The organism is Dactylosporangium sp. NBC_01737, from assembly GCF_035963215.1.
Taxonomy (GTDB): domain Bacteria; phylum Actinomycetota; class Actinomycetes; order Mycobacteriales; family Micromonosporaceae; genus Dactylosporangium.
On record NZ_CP109153.1, the window covers coordinates 4,217,715 to 4,240,680 of the forward strand.

Here is a 22,966-nt window from a genome sequence, read left to right on the forward strand (position 1 = left end):
CGCACCTGTACGCCGCCCGACGATGCCCGACGACGACCCGTGAAGCAGGACGTGAATCACGTTTCAGCTCAGCGGCGCGCTGGGCAACACCAACGTTCAGTACGACGGCGGGCCGCGAACCCGCCGCGGTAGGGGGTCGACGATGGGGGAGCGGGACATTCACGTTCCCGTGCTGCTCGAGCGCTGCCTCGAGCTGCTCGCCCCGGCGTTGGACCGCACGGGCGCGCTGCACCTGGACGCCACGCTCGGCCTCGGTGGTCACGCCGAAGCCGTGCTCCTGGCACATCCGCAGGTGCGGCTGCTCGGCCTGGACCGCGACACCCAGGCGCTGCGCCTCGCGGGGCAGCGGCTGGCACCGTTCGCCGACCGGACCCGCCTCGTGCACGCCGTCTACGACGAGCTCGAGGACGTGCTGGACGGCGAAGGGCTCGACGGGATCGACGGCGCGCTGTTCGACCTGGGGGTGTCCTCGATGCAGCTCGACGACGCCGACCGCGGGTTCGCCTACGCCCAGGACGCACCGCTGGACATGCGCATGGACCAGACGCGGGGAGTCACCGCGGCCGAGGTGGTCAACACCTACAGCCACGGCGACCTCGCCAGGGTCCTGCGGGTGTACGGGGAGGAGAAGTTCGCCTCCCGGATCGCCCAGGCGATCCTGCGGGAACGCGCGAAGGGGGAGCTGAGCTCCTCGGCCAGGCTGGCCGAGCTGGTCAGGGACTCGATTCCGGCACCGGCGCGGCGGACCGGGGGGCATCCGGCCAAACGCACGTTCCAGGCGCTGCGGATCGAGGTCAACGGCGAGCTCGCCGTGCTCGAGCGGGCGCTGCCGGCGGCGCTCGACGCGCTGAAGCCGGGCGGCCGGATGGTCGTGCTGTCGTACCACTCGCTCGAGGACCGCCTGGTCAAACAGGCGATCGCCGGGCGGACCCGCTCCACGGTGCCGGTCGAGCTGCCCTTCGAACCGCCGGGCAGCGAGCCGGCGCTGCAGGTACTGACCAGGGGAGCCGAGCTCCCCGACGCGGCCGAGGTGGCGGCCAACCCGCGGGCGGCATCGGTGCGCCTGCGGGCCGTCGAGCGCAAGCCAGCCACGGACGGCAAGCAGGACAGCAGGTAACAGCAACAGGCACAACCTCTGGGGGAGGTGTGAGATGAACGTGACGACACTGCCGGCCGACCGGCCGCGCAGGACTCAGCAGGGTGCATCGCGGTCGGGGGGCCGGACCACGGCGCGCCAGGCTGAGCAGAGCAGCGACGCCCCGACCGTCGGCGCGACGGCGCTCCAGCCGGAGCGGGGGACCACCCAGCCGGCACCGCCGGCCCGCGACGAGAAGCGGCCACGGCTGCGGGTGGCACCACCCGCGCCGGTCAGCGCACCACGCGCGCCGTTCGTGGCGCTCGTGCTCGTGCTGGTGCTCCTCGGCGTGATCGGCATCCTCGTGCTCAACACGCGGATCGCCGAGAACGCCTTCAAGCTCGACGCGCTCAGAACCAAGCAGAGCACCCTGGACCGGGACGAGGAGCGGCTGCGCAGCGACCTGGCCAGCAAGGAGTCCCCGGTGACGCTCGCGTCGCGGGCCAAGCAGCTGGGTCTCGTGCCGTCGCGCACGCCGGCCTTCCTGCTGCTGCCGGACGGGACCAAGCTCGAGATGCCCGGGCCGAGCAAGTAGACGACGGCACGGACCGGGCAGGTGGGCGACGGCACGGACCAGGCTCGACCGAACTCGGGATGTCCGGGCCGAGCAGGTAGGCGACGGCACGGACCGAAGGCGCCAACTCAACAACGGGAAGTTGCAGGACGATGGCTGGCGACACTCCTGATCGGCGGGGCAGCACCGAGCGGCGCGGGGGCGCCGGGCGGGAGGCCGGTCGTGACGCCGGTCGGCAGCGGACGGGCGGTCGCGCCGGCGCGGGGGGTGCCGGTGCGGCCCCGTTCCCGTGGCGGCACCGACCAGCCGGCCGAGCCGCCGGTGCGGGGCACGATGTCCGAGGCGCGCCGCTACACGCCCCGGGGCCGCTCGGTTCGCGACGCGTCGGTCGAGCACGCCGGCTCGGGACGGGGCGACCCGTTCCGGCCGGCCCTCGAGGTGCTGCAGGGCGGCCGCACCGACACGGGCCGCCGCGCCGCCGGCCGCGCCGCGGACACCCGCGGGCCGCCACCCCGAAGACGCAGCCGCAGCCGCCGGCGGCGAGGACCCCGAAGACCCAGCCGGCGGCGAGGACCCGGGAGAGCACGCCACAGCTACGGATGCAGGCCAGGACGCCGCAGCGGGTGCGCCGCACCGCGACGGACGTCGACGACGAACCCCGCACCGGCCGGACCAGGGCACCGCTGAAGCGGGCCGTGCCAGGGCGCGGCGCCGGTCGTACCCCCGTGCGCAAGACGACACCGGTGCGCAAGCCGCGTAAGCAGAGCCGGGTGCGGGTGCCCCGCCTGCCACGCACCACCCGCGCGCCGAAGCTCGCCGAACCGCGCCGCAGGCTGCGCCTGGCCACGGTCCTGGCGCTGCTCATGTTCGCCGCGATCGGCATCCGCCTCGTCCAGCTGCAGCTCACCGACGCCAGCGCGTACGCCGCCGACGGGCTCAAGGACCGGCTCGTGCACGACGTCCTCCCGGCGTCCCGCGGCGCGATCCTCGACCGCACCGGCAAGATCCTGGTCCACTCGGTCGAGACGCGCTACGTCGCCGCCGACCCGATGGTGATCAAGAACCCGGAGAAGACCGCCGACCAGCTGTTCGCGATCCTCGACCGGTACGGGGTGCTGCGCTCCGACCTGGTGCGCAAGCTGACCCCGCACAAGCGCGACGACGGCAAGACCGACGTGCGCTTCGAGTACCTCGTGCACCAGATCGACATCGAGGACGGCGACCGGATCCAGGCCCTCGGCTACGGCGGCGCGCTCAAGGTCGCCCGCGACGAACGCCGCGAGGTGCCCGGCTACGACCTGGCCTCCAACGTCCTGGGGTACACCCAGAAGAGCGATCTGTCCGGCCAGCTCGGGATCGAGAAGGCCTACAACGACCAGCTGCGCGGCGTGGACGGCATGCACACCTACGAGCACGGCGAGGGTGACCTCGACAAGCCGCTGCCGTATGGCGTCCAGGAGCTCAGGCCGGCCCGCCCGGGCAGCTCGGTGGAGCTGACCATCGACGCCGACCTGCAGTACTCGGTGCAGAGCACCCTCGGCGCCAAGATGACCGCGCTCGGCGCCAGCTTCGGCACCGCCATCGTGCTGGACCGCAGGACCATGGAGGTCATGGCGATGGCGAGCTACCCGTCCTTCGCCGCCGCCGACCCGGGCAAGTCGCCGCCGGAGCAGCTCAAGGACCAGTGCACGGCGACGGTCTTCGACCCGGGGTCGATCCACAAGGCGATCATCATGGGCGCCGCGCTGCAGGAGGGCCTCATCACGCCGTCCTCGACGGTGACCGTCAATTCCCGGGTCAAGAAGGGCGACACGACCTACACGGACCACCCGCCGCAGAAGGACGGCACGGCGATGACCATCCCGGGCATCCTCGCGCTGTCGTCGAACGTCGGCACGATCGCCGTCGCGGACATGCTCGGCAAGGACAAGCTGTACGAGTACCAGCGCAAGTTCGGTCTCGGCGAGCGCACCGGCGTCGGCCTGCCCAACGAGTCGCCCGGGCAGCTGCTGCCGCCGGACAAGTGGACCGGCTCCAGCCCGGGCTCGATCCCGATCGGCAACGGCGTGGCCACGACCGCGATCCAGATGGCCGCCGTCTACGGCGCGATCGCCAACGACGGCCTGTGGGTCCAGCCGACCCTGGTCAGGAAGATCATCGCGCCGGACGGCACGCAGACGAAGCCGGCCGCGCAGGTGACCCGCCGTGTCATGGATCCGGTGTACGCGCAGCAGCTGCGCGTCATGCTGGAGGGCGTCACGACCCTCGACGACGCGACCGGCCACCAGGCGGCGATCCCCGGCTACCGGATCGCGGGCAAGACCGGCACGTCGAAGCTGCCGCAGGACGGCGGCTACGCCCCCGGCGACGTGGTGTCGTTCATCGGCATGGCCCCGGCGGAGGCGCCACGGTATGTGGTCGCGGTCACCGCGCACGTCCCGGGCGGTGCCGGCGGGTCGGTCGCCGCGCCGTTGTTCAAGGAGATGATGGCGGTCACCCTGAGCAACTTCGGTGTGGTGCCGACGGGCACCGAGGCGCCGAAGCTGACGATCTACCCGTGACACCGGCTCTGGCACTTCGCCACGGGACGGGTAGGGTCTGACCCCGTGCCCGGCTATCCCCGCCCGAGGAGTGTCCGTCCCGTGCTCGCCGTCGAGCTGGCGGCCCTCGTAGGTGCGCCCATGGCGGCGCAGGACGGCGAGACCGCCGTCACCGGCGTGACGCACAGTAGCTCCTCGGTTCGTCCCGGTGACCTCTACGCGGCGCTGCCCGGCGCGCGGTTCCACGGCGCGCAGTTCGCCGACCAGGCCAGGGCCGCCGGCGCGGTCGCGGTGCTGACCGACGCCGCGGGCGCCGCGCAGGTGCACGACCTGCCGACGATCCTGCCGACGATCCTGCCGACGATCGTCGTCGACGACCCGCGCGCGGTGCTCGGCGCCGTCGCCTCGCACGTGTACGGCGAACCGACCCGGCAGCTGACCACGATCGGCATCACCGGCACCGCCGGCAAGACCTCCACCGCCTACCTCATCGAGGCCGGTCTGCGCGCCGCCGGGCAGGTCACCGGTCTGATCGGCACCGTCGAGACGCGCCTCGGCGACCTCACCATCGACAGCGCCCGCACCACGCCGGAGGCGACGGACCTGCACGCGCTGTTCGCCGCCGGGCTCGAGCGCGGCGTCGAGGCGGTCGTCATGGAGGTCTCCAGCCACGCCCTGGAGCTCGGGCGGGTCAACGGCGTGCGGTTCGCCGCCGCCGGCTACACCAACTTCGGCATGGATCACCTCGACTTCCATCCCGACGTCGAGGCGTACTACGCGGCGAAGGCCCGCCTGTTCGACGGCCGCGCCGCGACCGAGATCCTGAACCTCGACGACGCGCAGGTCATGCGGCTGCGCAAGCCCGCGACGTGGACCTACTCGGCGGCCGGCTACTCCGTCGCCGACTTCCGCGCCACCGGCATCACACCCGACGGCTACGGGCAGCGCTTCACCGTCCACCGGCACGACCACGCCGTCGCCTCCGGGATCGGCCTGCCCGGCCGGCACAACGTGGCCAACGCGCTGCTGGCGATCGCCGCGCTCGTCGCCGTCGGCGTCGACATCGCCGTCGCCGCGAAGGCCGTCGCGCAGGCACCCGGCTCGCCGGGCCGGATGGAGCGCGTCGAGGCCCCCGGTGACGTGCTCGGCGTCGTGGACTACGCGCACAAGCCCGACGCGATGGTCGAGGTCCTCGCCGCGCTGCGGACCCTCGCCGCGTCCCGCGGCCACGGCATCTGCGTCGTCGGCGCCGGCGGCGACCGCGACCGCGGCAAGCGGCCCCTGATGGGGCGGGCCGCCGCGTTCGGCGCCGACCTCGTCGTCATCACCGACGACAACCCCCGCACCGAGGACCCCGCCTTCATCCGGTCCGAGGTCCTCGCCGGCACGAAGGGCGGCTCCGCCACCGTCGTCGAGGTCGACGGCCGGGGGGCCGCCATCGCCCACGCCGTCGCCGAGGCCAAGCCCGGCGACGTGGTGGCGCTGCTGGGCAAGGGCCACGAACGCGGCCAGGAGGTCGGCGGCGAGGTCCTGCCATTCGACGACCGGGTCGAGCTCGCCGCGGCGCTGCGGGCGGCCGCGTCATGATCGCCCTCACCGTCGCCGAGATCACCGCCGCCGTCGGCGGTACCCTGCACGGCGGCGACCCGTCCGCGGTCGTCGACGGGCCCGTCGAGTACGACTCGCGCAAGGTGGCCCCGGGCGGGCTGTTCGTGGCGTTCGCCGGCGCGAAGGTCGACGCGCACGACTTCGCCGCCAAGGCGGTCGCCGACGGCGCCGTCGCGGTCCTCGGCAGCAGAGCCGTCGACGGCGTGCCCACCATCGTGGTCGAGGACCCCCTGACCGCCGTCGGGCTGCTCGCCCGCGCCGTCCTGGCCCGGCTGAGCGACCTGACCGTCGTCGCGATCACCGGCTCGTCGGGCAAGACGAGCACCAAGGACCTCATCGCCGCGCTGCTGCGCACCGCCGGGCCGACCGTGGCGACCACCGGGTCGGAGAACAACGAGCTCGGCACGCCGTACACGGTGCTCAAGGCCGGCGCGGACACCCGCTTCCTGGTCCTGGAGATGGGCTCGCGCGGGATCGGGCACCTGCGGTACCTGTGCGACATCGCGCCGCCGGACGTGTCCGTGGTCGTCAACGTCGGTGTGGCGCACATCGCCGAGTTCGGCTCGGTCGAGGGCACCGCCGTGGCCAAGGGCGAGCTCGTCGAGGTACTGCGGCCGTCTGGGCTGGCCGTGCTCAACGCCGACGACCCCCGGGTCGCCGCGATGGCCGCGCGCACCACCGCCACGGTCGTGCTCGCCGGCGAATCGGCACTGTCGGATTTCCGCGCGACCGACGTGACGGACCTGGGCCGCGGGCGGTTCGGGTTCACCTTGCACGTCCCCGGCGCCGCCGCCGTGCCCGTCCGGCTCGACGCCGCCGGGCGGCACCAGATCGGCAACGCGTTACTCGCCGCTGCCGTGGCGTCGCACGCCGGTGTGGATCCGGCCACGATTGCCGCCACACTCGGCGATCTAGAGGGCTTGTCGACCCGAAGGATGGATGTCTTCGACCGTGCCGACGATGTCACGGTCATCGACGACTCGTACAACGCCAACCCGGCGTCCATGGCGGCGGCGCTCCGCGCGCTCGCCACGGTGGCCGGCGGGCGGCGGATGATCGCGGTGCTCGGCTTCATGGCGGAGCTCGGCGAGTATGAGCGAACCGGGCACGAGGAGGTCGGTCGCCTCGCCGCTGAACTCGGCGTCGACCGTCTCGTGGCCGTGGGCGAGCAGGCCGCGCCGATCCTGCACGGTGCGACCGTCGTGGCGAGTTGGGGAGGAGACCCGGTGCTCGTGACCGATCAGGAGGCTGCCGTCGCGCTGCTGCGCGACGAGCTGCGCCCCCGCGACGTGGTCCTGGTCAAGGGATCCAGGTACCGGACGTGGGGCATCGCGGACGCCCTGCGCGCAGAGGCGGCGTCGAAGTGAGGGCGGTCTTCGTCGCGGCGTTCGTCGCGTTCCTCATCTCGCTGTTCGGCACCCCGATCGCGATCAGGTACTTCACCCGGCTCAAGGCCGACCAGCCGATCCGCGCCGACGGGCCGCAGGGGCACCTGGGCAAGAAGGGCACGCCCACGATGGGCGGCGTGGTGTTCATCTTCGCCACGCTCATCGCCTACACCGGCGGGCACGTCGCGCTGACCACGCTGCCGGACCAGCAGCTGCGCCCGAGCGGCCCGACCGCGACCGCGGTGGTGCTGCTGGGCCTGTTCGTCTTCACCGGCCTGCTGGGCTTCCTCGACGACTACCTCAAGGTCGCCAAGCGCAACAGCGACGGGCTCAACAAGCGCGGCAAGCTCATCGGCCAGGCACTGATCGGTGCCATCTTCGGCGCGATCGCGCTGTACGTGCCGGCGGAGAAGACCGGCGACGCGGTCGTCACCACGGTGGCGAGCCCGAAGCTGTCGTGGGTCCACGACATCGACTGGCTCAACATCACCAAGATCGGCGCGGTCGTCTTCTTCGTCTTCGTGGTCATGTCGATGTCCAACGCGGTGAACCTCACCGACGGCCTCGACGGCCTCGCCACCGGCACCTCGATCCTGGTGATCGGCAGCTACATGGCGATCGCGTTCTGGCAGTACCGGCACTGGTGCGCCGACCCGGAGTACACCGCCAACTACTGCTACGACGTGCGCGACCCCCTGGAGATGGCGCTGATCGCCGGCGCCGCCGTCGGCGCGCTGGTCGGCTTCCTGTGGTGGAACACGTCACCGGCGCGGATCTTCATGGGCGACACCGGCTCGATGGCGCTCGGCTCCCTCATCGCGGGGCTCGCCGTGGCGACCAAGACCGTGCTGCTGCTGCCGCTGATGGGCCTGCTGTTCTTCATCATCGTCGTGACGTGGATCATGCAGATCGGCTCGTACCGCACGACCGGCAAGCGCATCTTCCGGATGGTGCCGCTGCAGCACCACTTCGAGCTGGCCGGCTGGAGCGAGGTCAACATCGTGGTCCGCTTCTGGATCATCGCCGGGCTGGGCATGGCCGCGTCGCTGGGCCTGTTCGCCGCGGACTTCCTGCGGGTGATGAGCGGCTCCGGCTGACGCCCCGGACACATCGAGCCGTCCCGACACGCCGGGACCCGCACGGTCGGCCGACCGCGGGGGTCCCGGCTGCATGATGGTCCCCATGCGGGGCGATGCGGAGCGGGACGCGGCGGCACCATCCGCACCATCGGCGCCGGCACCGCCGGGCAGCGGCATCCTCGGCTGGTTCGACGCGCTGCGGGGGCTGCTCGACCGGCCCCTCGCCTCCTACTACCTGCTGCTGTCCAGCGTCGGGCTGCTGGTCTTCATCGGCCTGGTCATGGTGTTCTCGGTGACCGGCGTCGACAACTACGCCACGACCGGCAGCCCGTTCGGCTCGGTGCTCAAGCAGACGATCTTCGCCGTCGTCGGCCTCATCGCGTTCTGGGTCTGCCAGCGGCTGCCGGTGCGCACGTTCCGGGCCGTCGCCGCGCCGCTGCTCATCGCCGTGTTCGTGCTCATGAGCTTCGTCGACCTGATGGGCTGGCTGTCGGCCAGCCGCACCCCGCCGGGGCAGGAGGTGAAGGCGATCCACCTCGGGCCGATCTGGGCCGAGGACCTGTGGCTGCACCTCGGCGGCGTGCAGATCCAGCCGGCCGAGCTGGCGAAGGTCGCCCTCGTCGTCTGGGGCGCCGACCTGCTGGTGCGCAAGGGACGCACGATCCTGTCGTGGCGTGAGCTGTTCATGCCGCTGCTGCCGGTCACCGTCGTGCTGCTGCTGCTCGTCGGCTACAACGACCTCGGCTCGATGATCTGCCTGGTGGTGCTGTTCACCGGGCTGCTGTGGGCGGCCGGGGCCAGGCTGCCGGTCTTCGGCTGGCTCGGCGGCCTGGTGGTCGCCGGCGTGCTGGCACTGATCCTCCTGCCGGCCGAGAAGGACTACCGGCTGGCCCGCATCAAGGTCTTCTTCGACCCGTCCATCGACGCCGACGCGACCGCCGGGCGCTACCAGTACCTGCGGGGGCTGTGGGCGATCGGCAACGGCGGCTGGTTCGGCGTCGGGCTCGGCGAGGGCCACCTCAAATGGGGCCGGCTGCCCAACGCGCACAACGACTTCATCTTCGCCATCGTCGCCGAGGAGCTCGGCGTGGTCGGCTGCGTGGTCGTGCTGATGCTCTTCGGCATGCTCACCTACACCGGGCTGCGCATCGCCCGCCGGGTCGAGGACCCGTTCCGCCGGCTCGTCGCCGCGGCGATCACCATCTGGTTCGTCGGGCAGGCGATCATCAACATCGGCGGCGTCGTCGGCCTCATGCCGATCACCGGCCTGCCCCTGCCGTTCATCTCCGACGGCGGCAGCGCCCTGGTCGTGGCCCTCGGCGCGGCCGGGATGCTCAGCTCCGCGGCCCGCGCCGAGCCCGACTGCGCCAGAGCCATGCACGCCCGTCCGCCGCGAAAGTGGGTGCGACTACTCTGGGCGCCGTTGCCGCCGCTGCCGCGCGCACGCTCGGAGAGCGACGGTGACGTCCCCTCGACACGCGCGACGGGTCGTCCCCTGGTGCCTGACGGCAGCAGCCCCGGGCGGACCCGCGGAAGGAGCTCCTGATGGCAGCGCTGCGCTCCGTGGTGCTGGCCGGCGGAGGCACCGGCGGGCACATCTACCCGCTGCTCGCCTTCGCCGACTGCCTCCGCCGGCACGATCCCGGCCTGCGGATCACCTGTATCGGTTCGGAGCGCGGGATGGAGGGCGAGATCATCCCGCAGCGCGGCTATGACCTGCGCCACGTCCCCGCCTTCCAGCTGCCCCGCTCGGTGAACATGAATCTGGTCCGCACCCCGGACCGGATGTACAAGTCCGCGAAGGCGACCCGCGAGATCCTCGACGAGGTCGAGGCGGACGCGGTGGTCGGCTTCGGCGGTTACGTCTCCGTCCCGGCGTACATCGCCGCGTGGCGGCGCAAGACGCCGACGATCATCCACGAGGTCAACGTCCCCGTCGGCGTGGCCAACAAGATGGGCATGCGCTTCACCAAGCACATCGTGCTCGGCTTCCCCCACCAGGCGCAGCAGATCCCGTCCGTGGCGCACGCCGAGGTCGTCGGGGTGCCGCTGCGGCAGAGCATCGCCACCCTCGACCGGGCCGCGCTGCGGGAGCGGGCCCGCGCCCACTTCGGCCTGGACCCGCACCTGCCGACGCTGTTCGTGTTCGGCGCGTCGGCCGGCGCCCGCTCGATCAACCTCGCGGTGTCCGGCGCGGCGAAGCAGATCACCGGCTCCGGGGTGCAGGTGCTGCACATCATCGGCGCCCGCAACGACGACGTCGAGGTGCCCAGCGGGCTGCCCGCGCCCTACGTGAAGATCAAGTTCCTGTCGGAGATGGAGCTCGGCTACGCCGCGGGCGACCTGGCGCTGTGCCGGGGCGGCGCGATGACCTGCGCCGAGACGGCCGCGGTCGGCATGCCGGCGATCTACGTGCCGCTGCCCTGGGGCAACGGCGAGCAGCGCCGCAACGCGCTGCCGGTCGTGGAGGCCGGTGGCGGCCTCATCGTCGAGGACGGCGACCTGTCCCCGCAGTGGGTCACCGACACCGTCGTCCCGCTGGTCCGCGACGGCGCGAGACTGGCCGGCATGAGCCGCGCCGCGGCGGGGTACGGCCGCCGCGACGGCGACGAGGCACTGCGCCGGTATCTGCTGAAGGTGGTCGGAGCATGACTGAGGCACCCGCACTGACGGCCGAGGACCTCGGCACGGTGCACCTGGTCGGGGTCGGCGGGGTCGGCATGAGCGGGCTCGCCCGGCTCCTGCTCACCCGGGGAATCCCCACCTCCGGCAGCGAGCTGCGCGAGTGGCCGCAGCTGGCGGCGCTCAAGGCGCTCGGCGGCACCATCTTCCGCACCCACCTGGCGTCCAACCTCGACGGGGTCGACACGGTCGTCTACTCCACCGCCATCCCGCAGGACCACATCGAGCTGGCCACCGCCCGCGAGCGGGGGCTGCGGCTGATGCACCGCTCCGAGGCGCTCGCCGCCACCATGGTCGGGCGGCGGGCGGTCGCGGTCGCCGGTACCCACGGCAAGACGACGACCACGTCGATGATCACGCTGATGCTCCAGCACGCCGGGCTGGACCCGTCGTTCGTGATCGGCGGCGAGATCTCCGAGGTCGGCTCCAACGCCCACCACGGCAGCGGCGAGCTGTTCGTGGCGGAGGCCGACGAGAGCGACCGGTCGTTCCTGCTCTACAACCCGCACGTCGCGGTCGTCACCAACATCGACGCCGATCACCTCAACACCTACGGCGACCTGCAGGGCCTCGAGGACGCGTTCGTCGAGTTCTGCGCCCGCACCGAGCCCGGCGGGTTCGTGGTGACCTGCGCCGACGACCCCGGCGCCCAGCTGATGACGGTGCGGGTCCGCGCCGCCGGCGGCGACGTGGTCACCTACGGCACGGCCCCCGACGCCGACCTGCGCCTGTCCGAGGTGCGCTCCTCGGCGCAGGGCGTGCGCTACGTGGCGCACCACAACGGGGTGCCGCTCGGCGAGGTGTACCTGCCCGTGCCCGGCGCGCACCTCGGCCTCAACTCGGCCGGGGCGCTGCTCACCGCGCTGCGGCTGGGCATCTCCGCGGAGTCGGCGATCGAGGCGCTGTCCACGTTCCCCGGGGTGCGGCGGCGCTTCGAGTTCAAGGGCGCCGAGGCCGGCGTGCGGATCTACGACGAGTACGCGTACCACCCGGTCCCGATCGCCGCGGCGATGCACACGCTGCGCGAGGTCGCCGCGGGCGGCAGGCTGATCGTGGTGTTCCAGCCGTACCGGATGTACCGCACCCGCGACTTCCAGACCGAGATCGCCGCCGCGCTGTCCCTGGGCGACGAGGCGATCGTCATGGAGGTCTTCGGCCCGGGCGAGGTCCGGGAGCCGGGGGAGGGCGGGGTCGCGCTGACCGCCGCCGTCGACCTGCCCGAGGACCGCAAGGTGTTCGTGCCGTCGTGGGAGGACGTGCCCCGTGAGGTCGTCGCCCGGGTCCGGGAGGGCGACGTCGTCGTCACGATGGGCGCGCCGCCGATCTCCCTGATGGGCGACGAGCTCCTGGCGGCGCTCAAGGACGCCGGCGCCGGCTACGTCGGCAGGCACAACCGGCCCGAAGGAGACTGAGACGCCCTTGACGTCCACGCGCGGCTGGCGGCTCGTCCTGGCACCTCGCACCGCGCCCGCCGGCTCCTCCCAGCGGCGGTTCGCGCAGCGGGCCCGGCGGCACCGCCTGCGCGCGGTGCTGTCGTGGCTGGTCGGGCTGGGCGTGCTCGCGCTGCTCGGCGGGGTCGTCGCCGTCGTCTACGCCACGCCGGTCCTCGGGGTCCACGGGATCCGGGTGACCGGCGTGTCGGCGCTGACGGCCCAGGACGTCCGGGACGCGGCGCGGGTCGGCACCGGCACGCCCCTCGCGCGGCTCGACCTGTCCGCCGTCGAGCGGCGCGTCCGCGAGCTCAAGCCGGTGCTGTCCGTGGCCGCGTCGAAGGACTACCCGCGCACGCTCGTGCTCGCCGTGCGGGAGCGGACCGCGATCGCCGTGGTACCGCGGGCGCTCGGCTTCACCCTGCTCGACGCGGCCGGCGTGGCGTACCTGCCGGTCGGGTCGGCCGCCCGGCCTGCCGGTGCTGCGCATCGGCAACCCCGGGCCCGGCGACGCCGCGACGAAGGCCGCGCTGAACGTCCTGGCGGCGCTGCCGGACTGGCTGCGCGAGCCGCTCGTCGCGCTGGTCGCCGGCGCGCCGACCCGGATCCGCCTGGAGCTCACCGGCGGCCGCACCGTGATCTGGGGCGACGCGACCGAGAACGAGGCGAAGATCCGGGTGCTGCAGTTCACGAAGATCGAGCCGGGCAAGACCCTCGACGTGAGCGCGCCCGGGGTGGTGCTGGAGCGATGAGCCGGGACGACGTGCCGTTCACCGGCGACGAACGGAGCCTGGTGCTCGGCTGGCTCGACTGGCACCGCGAGACGGTCCACGTCAAGTGCGCCGGGCTGGCCGAGGCCGACGCCTGGCGCACCCCGCTGCCGCCGCCGTCGCTGACCAGCGCGGCCGGCCTGGTGTCGCATCTCACGGCGGTCGAGTCGTACTGGTTCGAGCGGGTCCTCGCCGGGCTCGAGGTGCCGGTCCCCTGGACGGACGAGGACCCGGACGCGGACTGGCGCCGCCCGCCGGGCGCGACGCTCGCCGGGACCCTGCTGCGGTACCGCCGGCAGTGCGACGTGTCGCGGGCCCTGATGGACGGTGTGGATCTCGGCGCGGCGTGCGCCGTGCGGCGCCACGGCGCCGTCGTCACGGTCCGCTGGGTGCTGCTGCACATGATCGAGGAGACCGCCCGTCACAACGGACACCTCGACGCCGTTAGGGAATTGGTCGACGGCATCGTGGGCGAATAGCCGACACGCCGGGCGGCGGTCCTTGGATCACGACAGTCGGGCCCTTACCTTGCGATAAGGCATTAGTTGACATAACTATAAGCCTCTAGTAAAGGGTGAGGGTTTGCGGGACCCGCATCCAGTGCGTCTGCATGGCGGACGCCGCCCGTCGCGGGGTCGGGCTTCACCAGTTCGACGGCTCCGGGAAGGATCGGCGCTCGCCAACCTCGAAAGGAAAGGCAGTCCGATGACACATCCGCACAACTATCTCGCGGTCATCAAGGTCGTCGGCATCGGCGGCGGCGGGGTCAACGCCGTCAATCGCATGATCGAGGTTGGCCTCAAGGGCGTCGAGTTCATTGCGATCAACACCGACGCCCAGGCCCTGCTGATGAGCGACGCCGACGTCAAGCTCGACGTCGGCCGGGAACTGACCCGCGGGCTCGGCGCGGGCGCCAACCCCGACGTGGGCAAGAACGCCGCCGAGGACCACCGCGACGAGATCGAAGAGGTGCTCAAGGGCGCCGACATGGTCTTCGTCACCTGCGGTGAGGGCGGCGGCACGGGCACCGGCGGCGCGCCGGTGGTGGCGAACATCGCGCGCAAGCTCGGCGCGCTGACGATCGGCGTGGTCACCCGGCCGTTCTCCTTCGAGGGCAAGCGCCGGCAGGTCCAGGCCGAGGCGGGGATCGAGGAGCTGCGCAACCAGTGCGACACGCTCATCGTCATCCCCAACGACCGGCTCCTGGCGCTCGGCGACCGGGGCATCTCGATGATGGACGCCTTCCGGCAGGCCGACCAGGTGCTGCTGTCCGGTGTCCAGGGCATCACCGACCTGATCACCACGCCCGGCCTGATCAACCTCGACTTCGCCGACGTGAAGAGCGTCATGAGCGGTGCCGGGAGCGCCCTCATGGGCATCGGCAGCGCGCGCGGGGACAACCGCGCCGTGGAAGCGGCCGAGTCGGCGATCTCCAGCCCGCTGCTGGAGCAGAGCATGGACGGCGCGCGCGGGGTGCTGCTGTCCATCGCCGGCGGCTCCGACCTGGGCCTGTTCGAGATCAACGACGCGGCGCAGCTGGTCACCGACGCGGCACACCCCGACGCCAACATCATCTTCGGCGCGGTCATCGACGACGCGCTCGGCGACGAGGTCCGCGTCACGGTGATCGCGGCCGGGTTCGACGGCGGCGCGCCGGCCTACCGGCCGGTGGAGGCCCGCCCGCCGCGCTCGCACCACCAGCCCAAGGAGCCGGCGCCGGTCGAGCGCCAGGCACCGCCGCCGCCCCGGCGGGTGCTGTTCGACGACGTCGACGTGCCGGACTTCCTGAAGAACGGCGCCTGAAAGACTTGGGTGGGTCCCCCGGGACCCACCCGGTTTCTGTTCCTGGCTCCGTGGGCTTCGCCTGCGGTTTCGTGGGGGGCTGCGCCTCCCCACACCCCCCATGCGACGCTGCGCGCCGCACTAGATCTTTCGGCGGCGGGAGACCTCAGTGAACGACGCGCGGACCGAGGAGATCGGGCGCAACCTGGCCGCGGTGCGGGCACGCATCGCGGCGGCCTGCAAGGCCGCGTCCAGGGACCCTGCCGAGGTGACCCTGGTCGCGGTCACCAAGACCTACCCCGCGCAGGATGTGGCCCGCCTGGCGTCCCTGGGGGTCCTGGACGTGGGGGAGAACCGCGACCAGGAGGCCGCGCCGAAGGCCGCCGCCGCGCCGGGCGGCCTGCGCTGGCACTTCATCGGGCAGCTGCAGCGCAACAAGGCCCGCTCGGTCGTGCGGTACGCCTCCGTCGTGCACTCCGTGGACAGCCTGCGGCTCGTCGACGCGCTCGTGGACGCCGCGGTCAAGGCGGAGCGCGACACCCCGCTCGGCGCGCTCGTCCAGGTGAGCCTCGACGACGACGAGCATCGCGGCGGCGTGGTCACCGGCCTTATCGAACAAATGGCCGAATCAATCGCGGCGAGCCCCGTTCTGGCACTCAAAGGTGTGATGGCGGTCGCGCCGCTCGGGTGGGAACCGGACGCCGCATTCGCGCGACTCGCCGACCTATCCGCACGGCTGCGGATCGCCTTTCCCGGCGCGGACTGGATTTCCGCGGGCATGAGCGACGACCTCGAATCGGCGATTTCGCACGGCTCGACACATGTCCGTGTCGGTAGCGCATTGCTCGGAAATCGACCCCCACTGGGGTAGCCTGACCGCGGGAACGGAAAAACTACACGGGTGTGGTTCTGCGCCGGCGGGTCGGTGTCGCACCAGGTGATCGGTGGCACCGACAACGGGGGGAAGTGCCGCATGGCGGTGGACGGAGGAGCGCGCATGGGTGCTCTGCGCAGGGCGGGCGTATGGCTCGGACTCGTCGAGGACGAAGACGAACGGGGTTACGACGACCGTCACTACCGGGGTTACGGTGACGACTTCGCCGACGACGAGGACGACGTCGACGAGGTGCCGGCGCCGCGTGCCCGCACGATGTCCGAGCGCCTCTCCGTGTCGGACCGGCTGTCGGCGTCCGACCGGCTGTCCGACAGGCTGAGCGGGTCCGACCGGCTGAGCGGGTCCGAGCGGCTGTCCACGTCGGAGCGGCTCACCGCCTCCGAGCGCCTCGCGGCCACGGAGCGGATGACGGCGTCCGAGCGGCTCTCGGCCGCCGAGCGCGACGCGACCGCGAGCCGCAGCACCGTGCGCTCGATCACCCGGCCCACGACCGTCAGCTACCCGACACGAGACAATCTGGCCATTGCGCCGCAGCCGTCGACGAGGGAGCGGCCGGTGGTCGAGGAAGACGCCGAGGACCGTCGCTACGCGATCACCACGCTGCACCCGACCACGTACAACGAGGCCCGCACCATCGGCGAGCACTTCCGCGACGGCCACCCGGTGATCATGAATCTCACCGAGATGGACGAGTCGGACGCGAAGCGACTGGTCGACTTTGCGGCAGGACTCGTATTCGGCCTGCGTGGTAACTTCGAGCGGGTGACCAACCGAGTCTTCCTGCTCTCTCCGGCAAATGTCCAGGTCACCGCTGAGGACAAAGCTAAGATCGCCGAGGGCGGGTTCTTCAACCAGAGCTGATGCGAGGACTCAACGGCCGTGGTGTCCATCACCCTGCAGATCGTGTATCTGCTGCTCTACCTGTTCTTGGTGGTGCTCCTCACGCGCTTTGTCATGGGCTACGTGATGCAGTTCGGCCGCCGCTGGCAACCGGGCCGGGGAGCCGCGGCCGCCCTTGAAGTGGTGTGGAGCGTCACCGATCCGCCGCTCAAAGCGTTGAGGCGGGTGATCCGTCCGCTGCGTATTGGTACCGTGGCCGTGGACCTGTCTTCGCTTGTGCTGCTGGTTATCCTGTTCGTGCTGATGAACGTCGTGGTAAGGCAACTGATCGAGGTGTTCTCGTGACCCGCCCCGATCGGCGGCCACGCGGCCGCAACTGACCCGAGGAGTTTCGATGCCGCTGACCCCGGCCGACGTCCACAACGTCGCCTTCAAGAAGCCCCCCATCGGTAAACGGGGCTACGACGAGGAGGAGGTCGACGCCTTCCTCGACGAGGTGGAGCGCGAGCTCGCCCGGCTGATCGAGGAGAACAACGAGCTGCGCGCGCAGCTCGAGCGCGGCGGTGGCGGTCGTGCCCCCGCCGGTCCCGGCGGCGGTGACCCGCGCCTTGCCTCGGAGCTCGCCGACCTCAAGACGCAGTTCGAGCGCGTCCAGCGGGAGAAGCAGTCCGCCGAGCAGGCCGCCCGCGGCATGCAGCAGGAGCTCGACCAGATCCGCTCGCAGGGCGGGCCGACCGGCGGCGACGGCGAGCAGCAGGCGCTGCGCGTGCTGATGATGGCCCAGCGCACCGCCGACGACCACGTGTCCGACGCCCGCCGCGAGGCCGACAAGCTGCTGTCCGAGGCCCGCACCAAGGCCGAGGAAGTCACCCGCGACGCGCGGGCGAAGGCCGACGCGCTCGAGCGTGACGCCCGCCAGCGCCACCAGGAGGCGATGGGCGGCCTCGACGCCAAGCGCACCGCGCTGCAGAAGCACATCGAGGAGCTCAAGCAGTTCGAGCGGGAATACCGGACCCGCCTGAAGGCCTACCTGGAGAGCCAGCTGCGCGACCTGACCGGCCGCGAGCAGAGCCTCGAGGCCGAGATGGCCGCCCGCAACGAGGGTGCGACCCGTGCCGCCGCCGGCGGCGCCGGCCTCGCCACCGCCGGGCTCGCCGGTGGCTACGAGGGCGCGGGACGGTAGTCCCGTCCCACCCAGCACGGTGACCAGCACAGAGCACTGATCCGACACGCCGGTCAATGCGACACGCGGCGCCCCAGCCGAAATTCGGCTGGGGCGCCGGTCGCTATCCGGGGTCTCGTTCGTTGTACGGGCGAGAGACACTCGCCCGGGTATGTGTGTGCATGTGCCGGGTTCAGCTTGCGGAGGGGTAGGCCGTGATCGTCGGAAGTCTGCTGCTGATCGTCGTGGCCGTGGGCCTGCTCGTGGTGGGCCTGCTGCAAGGCGCCGACGCCCTGCTGGTGGCGTCCATCGGGGCGAGCCTCCTCGCGGCGGTCGCGCTCATCGTCGGCGGGCGCCAGGCCGCCGCCGCCCGCTCGTCCCGCGCCGGTCGCATCGGCCGGCAGGTGCCCTCGGACGAGCGCTACGACCCGTTCGAGTCCCGCCTGGACGGCGACGGCGGCGTGGGCGCGAGACCCGCCAGCCGGTCGGCGCCGGCGCCCGCTCCACCGGCGGGACCACCTACGGCCGCGGCGGCGCCGCGGCCGGCGGCGCGACCCGCCTGGGCGGCAGCGCCCGGTCGGACGCCAACCTGCCGCCGGTGGACGAGACCGCGATGACGGCGCCGGTGCGCGGCGAGCCCGCCGCGCCGCAGCAGCCGGAGGTGCCCCCGTTCGAGGAGTACCCGCCGGCCGCCGGCGGCGACTGGTCCGTCGACGGCGACGACTACGACGACGAGGACCCGGAGGACGAGCCGCCGATCCAGCCGTCGTCGCCCGCCGACATCGCCCGCGTCTCCGCGATGACCGACGAGGTGCTGGTCATCGACGGCCGTCCCCGCTACCACATGCGCGGCTGCGTGCACCTGCTCGGCCGGGAGAGCGAGCCGCTGCCGATCGGCGAGGCGGTCGAACTCGGCTTCACGCCGTGCAGCGTCTGCGAGCCCAACGACGTGGTCCTGGCCGGTCAGGGCTGATGCTCACCGATCCGGGCTATCGTCCTCGATCGGGTGAACCTTCACAATGAGGCATGCCAACCATCGCGATCCGCGTCAAGCCTGGTGCCTCGCGCACCGCGGTCGGCGGTAGCTACGCCGGCCCCTACGGCCCCGCGCTGGTCGTCGCGGTCGGTGCCCGGCCGGTCGACGGTCAGGCCACCAAGGCGGCGCTGAAGGCGCTCGCCGCCGCGCTGCGGGTGCGGCCCTCGGCGCTGCGGCTCAAGGCGGGCGCCGCCAGCCGGGACAAGCTCGTCGACCTGCCCGACGGGCACGCCGAGGTCGTGGCCGCGCTGATGGACCCCGCGGCGACGGACCCCGGGCGTTGAGCCACGAGCTCAACCTGGCGCTGCTGATCGGTGCGGCGGTGCTGCTGGTCTGCGTGGGCGCGGTGCGCCTGTCCGTGCGCCTCGGCCTGCCCAGCCTGCTGGTCTACCTGCTGCTCGGCGTCGTGATCGGCGAGGCCGGGTTCGGCATCGAGTTCGAGAACGCCGAGCTCACCCGGACCCTCGGCATCTGCGCGCTCGTGGTGATCATCGCCGAGGGCGGCCTGACGGCCCGCTGGTCCACGCTGCGGCCGGTGCTGGGTCCGGCCGTGGTGCTGTCGACGGTCGGCGTCGCGGTCAGCGTGGCCGTCGTCGGCGTGATCACGCACTACGCGCTCGGCGTCGGCTGGCAGCAGGCACTGCTGTACGGGGCGGTGCTCTCCTCGACCGACGCCGCCGCCGTGTTCTCCACGCTGCGCCGGATGCCGGTGCGGCCCAGGCTCGCCGCGATCCTGGAGGCCGAGTCCGGCATCAACGACGCCCCCGTGGTGATCCTGGTGCTGCTGCTGTCGCTGCCGGAGGGCGTCACCAGCCCGTGGTGGCAGCAGCTGGGGCTGGTCGGGTACGAGCTGCTCGCCGGTGCCGTCATCGGCCTGGTCGTCGGGCTCGGCGGCGCGTGGGCGCTGCGCCGGGCCGCGCTGCCGTCCGCCGGCCTGTACCCCCTCGCGGCCGTCGGGCTCACGGTCCTGGCCTACGCGGTCGGCTCGGTCGCGCACGCGTCGGGCTTCCTCGCCGTCTACGTCACCGGCGTGGTGCTCGGCAACGCGCATCTGCCGCACCGGCGGGCGATGCTCGGCTTCGCCGACGGGCTGGCCTGGCTCGCCCAGATCGGCCTGTTCGTGCTGCTCGGGCTGCTCGCCTCGCCCAGTCAGCTCAGCAGGGCGGTGGTGCCGGCCATGGTCGTCGGGCTGGTCCTGATCCTCCTCGCCCGCCCGCTGTCGGTGCTGGTCAGCGTCACCCCGTTCCGCTTCGGCTGGCGCGACCAGGCGTTTTTGTCCTGGGCGGGGCTGCGCGGCGCGGTGCCGGTCGTGCTCGCCACCATCCCGCTGTCGGCCGGGCTGCCGGGCGCGCAGACCCTGTTCAACGTCGTGTTCGTGCTGGTCCTGGTGTTCACCGCGGTGCAGGGCGTGACGCTGCCGCCGGTCGCCAAGCGGCTCGGGGTGGCCGCACCCGGCGAGACCACCGACCTGCAGGTCGAGTCGGCGCCGCTGGAGAAGATGGGGGCAGATCTGCTGCAATTGGAGGTACCGGCCGGCTCGAAGCTCAACGGTGTGCACGTGGACGAGCTACGATTGCCTGTCGGCGCGGTCGTGACGCTGGTGCTTCGCGACGGCGGCGCGTTCGTTCCGGCGCCGCAGACCCGGTTGAAGACCCGCGACAGTCTCTTGATCGTGGCCACGGAGCAGGTGCGTGACGCGGCGGAGCGCAGGCTCCGTGCAGTAAGCAGGCGCGGAAGACTTGCCCGTTGGTTTGCCGAACATGGCGAGGATCGGCGCCAATAACTGATCCAATTGGTCGGAATGCGTGTGGCATGTTTGTCGGACGCGTGTACATTCCGTATTCTTGCCAGCCACTGGAGTGCGCGACGGCGCGTCGCGCGCCCATTTTGCATCTGGGGGAGCCATGGCCGAGCGAGCGGGTGGCGTGCCGAAAGGCAGGTCCGCGAGCACCGCCGGGCAGGAAGACGCCGCTGAAGTGACGCGAGTGACCACTGTGACAACAGCACAGAATCGCGGCACTCGGCAAGCGGCGGCTCGGGGGAGCAGCACCACGTCGGCGCAGAGCAAGCGCGGCAACACTGGGGGGCTTGCGGAGGACGCGGGCAGCTCAGGCACCACATCCAACACGTCGACGATCGCCGCTCGTGCGGCCAAGGGAGCCACGATGGCCAAGACCGCCGAAACGAAGACCGCCGCGGCCAAAGCCGCCGTCGCGAAGGCCGCCCGTGGCACGCGCACCGCGGCGGAGACGGAGAAGATCCGGGTGGCGTTGATCGAGCGGCGCGACGAGCTCAAGGCCGAGCACGACCAGACCCTGGTCGAGATCGCCGAGCTCCAGCAGCACCGGCTCACCGACTCCGCCGGCGACGACCAGGCCGACACCGGCACCAAGACGTTCGAGCGCGAGCAGGAGATCACCCTCGCCAACAACATCCTGGAGCGGGTCAACCAGGTCGAGCGCGCCCTGGAGCGGCTCGACGAGGGCGGCTACGGCTGGTGTGAGAAGTGCGGCAACGCGATCCCGGTCGAGCGGCTGGCCGCGTTCCCATCCGCTACGCTCTGCGTCACCTGTAAGCAGTTGGAGGAGCGACGCTGACCACCCAGGACGACATCACCACGACCACCCCTCGCGGCAGCCGGCGCAGAGCCTGGGGGCTCTTCGGCATCGTCGCGGTCGTGGTGATCGGCATCGACCTCGCGGTGAAGGAATGGACCACGTCCGTCATCGCGCACCGCGAGCCGATGAAAGTGCTCGGCGGGCTGATCTACGTGATCTACGCGCGGAACAGCGGCGCCGCGTTCAGCATGTTCAGCGACCTGACCTGGGTCTTCCCGATCATCGCCACCGCGGTCATCGTCTGGCTCCTCGTCATGGTCCGCACGACGGTGTCGCTGCCGTGGGCGGTGGCCCTCGGCCTCGTCCTCGGCGGGGCCGCCGGCAACCTCGGCGACCGGATCTTCCGCGCGCCGAAGCCGTTCCACGGCCACGTGGTGGACATGTTCAGCTTCCTCGACGACCACGCCGGGCACTTCCCGGTGTTCAACATCGCCGACTCGGCGCTCACCGTCGGTGTGGCCCTCGCGATCCTGCTGGAGTTCACCGGCCGGCGCCGCGACGGCCGGCGCGTCACGGGGAAGGACGACACCCCGGATGCGTGAGACCCGATCGCTGCCGGTGCCCGACGGCCTGGACGGCACCCGGCTCGACCAGGCGCTGACGCGGCTGTTCGGCTTCAGCCGGACCGTCGCCGCCGCGCTGGTCGAGGCCGGGGACGTGGCCGTCGACGGGCAGGTCCGCCCCAAGTCGGACAAGGTCTCCGCCGGTGCCTGGCTCGAGGTGACGCTGCCCGCGCCGCCGTCGGAGATCGCCGTCGAGGCGACCCCGGTCGACGGCCTGCGCGTCGTGCACAGCGACGAGGACATCGTCGTGGTCGACAAGCCGGTCGGGGTGGCCGCGCACCCCAGCCCCGGCTGGACCGGCCCGACCGTCATCGGCGGTCTCGCCGCGATGGGGCTCACGATCGCCACCAGCGGCGCCGCCGAACGCCAGGGTGTCGTGCACCGTCTCGACGTCGGCACCACCGGCCTCATGGTGGTCGCGAAGAGCGAGATGGCATACAGCGCCCTGAAGCGCGCGTTCAAGGAGCGCGAGGTCGAGAAGCGCTACCACGCGGTCGTCCAGGGCCACCCGGACCCGCTGCGCGGCACGATCGACGCGCCGATCGACCGGCACCCCGGCCACGACTACAAGTTCGCGGTCGTCTCCGGCGGCCGGCCGAGCGTCACCCACTACGACATGATCGAGGCGTTCCCGTCGGCGAGCCTGCTCGACGTGAAGCTGGAGACCGGGCGCACCCACCAGATCCGGGTGCACTTCTCCGCGCTGCGGCACCCGTGCGTCGGCGACGTGACCTACGGCGCCGACCCGACGCTGTCCGCCCGGCTGAAGCTCGGCAGGCAGTGGCTGCACGCCCGGGAGCTGGGCTTCATCCACCCCCGCGGCGGCGAATACGTGTCGTTCCTCAGCGACTACCCGCCGGACCTGACCAAGGCGCTGGAGATCCTCGCCTCCTGAGACAGGGGCGCCCGATCCGTGCAAGTTGC

23 protein-coding genes and 1 pseudogene are annotated in these 22,966 nt (G+C 72.1%); all 24 read left to right on the plus strand.

The annotated features are described in order from the left end of the window. The first annotated feature begins 142 nt into the window (after positions 1-142). The 24 genes and pseudogenes from rsmH (at position 143) to OHA72_RS19215 (ending at position 22,937) form a co-directional block, all read left to right on the plus strand. Entirely contained in the window at positions 143-1,117 is a 975-nt protein-coding gene (gene rsmH / locus OHA72_RS19105) for a 16S rRNA (cytosine(1402)-N(4))-methyltransferase RsmH (RefSeq protein ID WP_327009158.1), read from the plus strand. Between the two features lie 34 nt (positions 1,118-1,151). Beyond that, positions 1,152-1,670, plus strand: coding sequence for a cell division protein FtsL (locus tag OHA72_RS19110; protein ID WP_327009159.1), 519 nt, complete (start codon positions 1,152-1,154; stop codon positions 1,668-1,670). Between the two features lie 578 nt (positions 1,671-2,248). Then, positions 2,249-4,210 (plus strand): peptidoglycan D,D-transpeptidase FtsI family protein, encoded by a 1,962-nt coding sequence (locus OHA72_RS19115; protein WP_327009160.1) that lies wholly within the window; start codon positions 2,249-2,251, stop codon positions 4,208-4,210. 45 nt (positions 4,211-4,255) lie between these two features. Continuing rightward, a complete protein-coding gene (locus OHA72_RS19120; RefSeq protein ID WP_327009161.1) occupies positions 4,256-5,776 on the plus strand; it encodes a UDP-N-acetylmuramoyl-L-alanyl-D-glutamate--2,6-diaminopimelate ligase in 1,521 nt (506 codons plus the stop codon). Further along, positions 5,773-7,164 carry a UDP-N-acetylmuramoyl-tripeptide--D-alanyl-D-alanine ligase gene (locus OHA72_RS19125; RefSeq protein ID WP_327009162.1) on the plus strand — a complete coding sequence of 464 codons (1,392 nt, stop codon included), beginning with the start codon at positions 5,773-5,775 and terminating at the stop codon, positions 7,162-7,164. Before OHA72_RS19120 ends, OHA72_RS19125 begins: the two co-directional genes overlap by 4 nt. Continuing rightward, a complete protein-coding gene (gene mraY / locus OHA72_RS19130; RefSeq protein ID WP_327009163.1) occupies positions 7,161-8,282 on the plus strand; it encodes a phospho-N-acetylmuramoyl-pentapeptide-transferase in 1,122 nt (373 codons plus the stop codon). Before OHA72_RS19125 ends, mraY begins: the two co-directional genes overlap by 4 nt. Before the next feature lie 85 nt (positions 8,283-8,367). Beyond that, the gene (locus OHA72_RS19135; RefSeq protein WP_327009164.1) at positions 8,368-9,810 is read left to right on the plus strand and encodes an FtsW/RodA/SpoVE family cell cycle protein; all 1,443 of its coding nucleotides are present in this window, start codon (positions 8,368-8,370) and stop codon (positions 9,808-9,810) included. Continuing rightward, entirely contained in the window at positions 9,810-10,916 is a 1,107-nt protein-coding gene (locus tag OHA72_RS19140; protein WP_327009165.1) for a UDP-N-acetylglucosamine--N-acetylmuramyl-(pentapeptide) pyrophosphoryl-undecaprenol N-acetylglucosamine transferase, read from the plus strand. The genes OHA72_RS19135 and OHA72_RS19140 overlap by 1 nt, the downstream gene beginning before the upstream one ends. Further along, positions 10,913-12,358 (plus strand): UDP-N-acetylmuramate--L-alanine ligase, encoded by a 1,446-nt coding sequence (gene murC, locus OHA72_RS19145; RefSeq protein ID WP_327009166.1) that lies wholly within the window; start codon positions 10,913-10,915, stop codon positions 12,356-12,358. Before OHA72_RS19140 ends, murC begins: the two co-directional genes overlap by 4 nt. Positions 12,359-12,581: 223 nt before the next feature. Beyond that, positions 12,582-12,698 (plus strand): annotated as a pseudogene (locus OHA72_RS64700) (peptidase S33); the annotation flags it as partial. Positions 12,699-12,855: 157 nt separating this feature from the next. Continuing rightward, positions 12,856-13,128, plus strand: coding sequence for a cell division protein FtsQ/DivIB (locus tag OHA72_RS19150; protein ID WP_327009167.1), 273 nt, complete (start codon positions 12,856-12,858; stop codon positions 13,126-13,128). Further along, positions 13,125-13,625, plus strand: a complete 501-nt coding sequence (locus OHA72_RS19155) for a DinB family protein (RefSeq protein ID WP_327009168.1) — start codon at positions 13,125-13,127, stop codon at positions 13,623-13,625. The genes OHA72_RS19150 and OHA72_RS19155 overlap by 4 nt, the downstream gene beginning before the upstream one ends. Positions 13,626-13,851: 226 nt before the next feature. Continuing rightward, positions 13,852-14,949, plus strand: coding sequence for a cell division protein FtsZ (ftsZ, locus tag OHA72_RS19160; RefSeq protein WP_033356593.1), 1,098 nt, complete (start codon positions 13,852-13,854; stop codon positions 14,947-14,949). A gap of 148 nt (positions 14,950-15,097) precedes the next feature. Further along, positions 15,098-15,799: a YggS family pyridoxal phosphate-dependent enzyme gene (locus OHA72_RS19165; protein WP_327009169.1), complete on the plus strand. Its 702-nt coding sequence runs from the start codon at positions 15,098-15,100 to the stop codon at positions 15,797-15,799. Positions 15,800-15,925: 126 nt separating this feature from the next. After that, a complete protein-coding gene (locus OHA72_RS19170) occupies positions 15,926-16,684 on the plus strand; it encodes a cell division protein SepF (RefSeq protein WP_327011608.1) in 759 nt (252 codons plus the stop codon). An 18-nt stretch (positions 16,685-16,702) separates the two neighbouring features. Then, complete coding sequence (locus tag OHA72_RS19175; RefSeq protein WP_327009170.1) at positions 16,703-17,008, plus strand: YggT family protein; 306 nt, start codon at positions 16,703-16,705, stop codon at positions 17,006-17,008. 49 nt (positions 17,009-17,057) lie between these two features. Beyond that, positions 17,058-17,846, plus strand: coding sequence for a DivIVA domain-containing protein (locus tag OHA72_RS19180; protein WP_327009171.1), 789 nt, complete (start codon positions 17,058-17,060; stop codon positions 17,844-17,846). Between the two features lie 194 nt (positions 17,847-18,040). Continuing rightward, the gene (locus OHA72_RS19185) at positions 18,041-18,442 is read left to right on the plus strand and encodes a hypothetical protein (RefSeq protein ID WP_327011993.1); all 402 of its coding nucleotides are present in this window, start codon (positions 18,041-18,043) and stop codon (positions 18,440-18,442) included. Further along, positions 18,424-18,798 (plus strand): hypothetical protein, encoded by a 375-nt coding sequence (locus tag OHA72_RS19190; protein ID WP_327009172.1) that lies wholly within the window; start codon positions 18,424-18,426, stop codon positions 18,796-18,798. The genes OHA72_RS19185 and OHA72_RS19190 overlap by 19 nt, the downstream gene beginning before the upstream one ends. Before the next feature lie 53 nt (positions 18,799-18,851). After that, entirely contained in the window at positions 18,852-19,145 is a 294-nt protein-coding gene (locus tag OHA72_RS19195) for a DUF167 domain-containing protein (RefSeq protein ID WP_327009173.1), read from the plus strand. Further along, positions 19,142-20,644 (plus strand): potassium/proton antiporter, encoded by a 1,503-nt coding sequence (locus tag OHA72_RS19200; protein ID WP_327009174.1) that lies wholly within the window; start codon positions 19,142-19,144, stop codon positions 20,642-20,644. Before OHA72_RS19195 ends, OHA72_RS19200 begins: the two co-directional genes overlap by 4 nt. Positions 20,645-21,026: 382 nt before the next feature. Continuing rightward, the gene (locus OHA72_RS19205; RefSeq protein ID WP_327009175.1) at positions 21,027-21,458 is read left to right on the plus strand and encodes a TraR/DksA family transcriptional regulator; all 432 of its coding nucleotides are present in this window, start codon (positions 21,027-21,029) and stop codon (positions 21,456-21,458) included. Positions 21,459-21,538: 80 nt separating this feature from the next. Beyond that, positions 21,539-22,021: a signal peptidase II gene (gene lspA / locus OHA72_RS19210; protein WP_327009176.1), complete on the plus strand. Its 483-nt coding sequence runs from the start codon at positions 21,539-21,541 to the stop codon at positions 22,019-22,021. Further along, the gene (locus OHA72_RS19215) at positions 22,014-22,937 is read left to right on the plus strand and encodes an RluA family pseudouridine synthase (protein WP_327009177.1); all 924 of its coding nucleotides are present in this window, start codon (positions 22,014-22,016) and stop codon (positions 22,935-22,937) included. The genes lspA and OHA72_RS19215 overlap by 8 nt, the downstream gene beginning before the upstream one ends. Positions 22,938-22,966 lie beyond the last annotated feature (29 nt).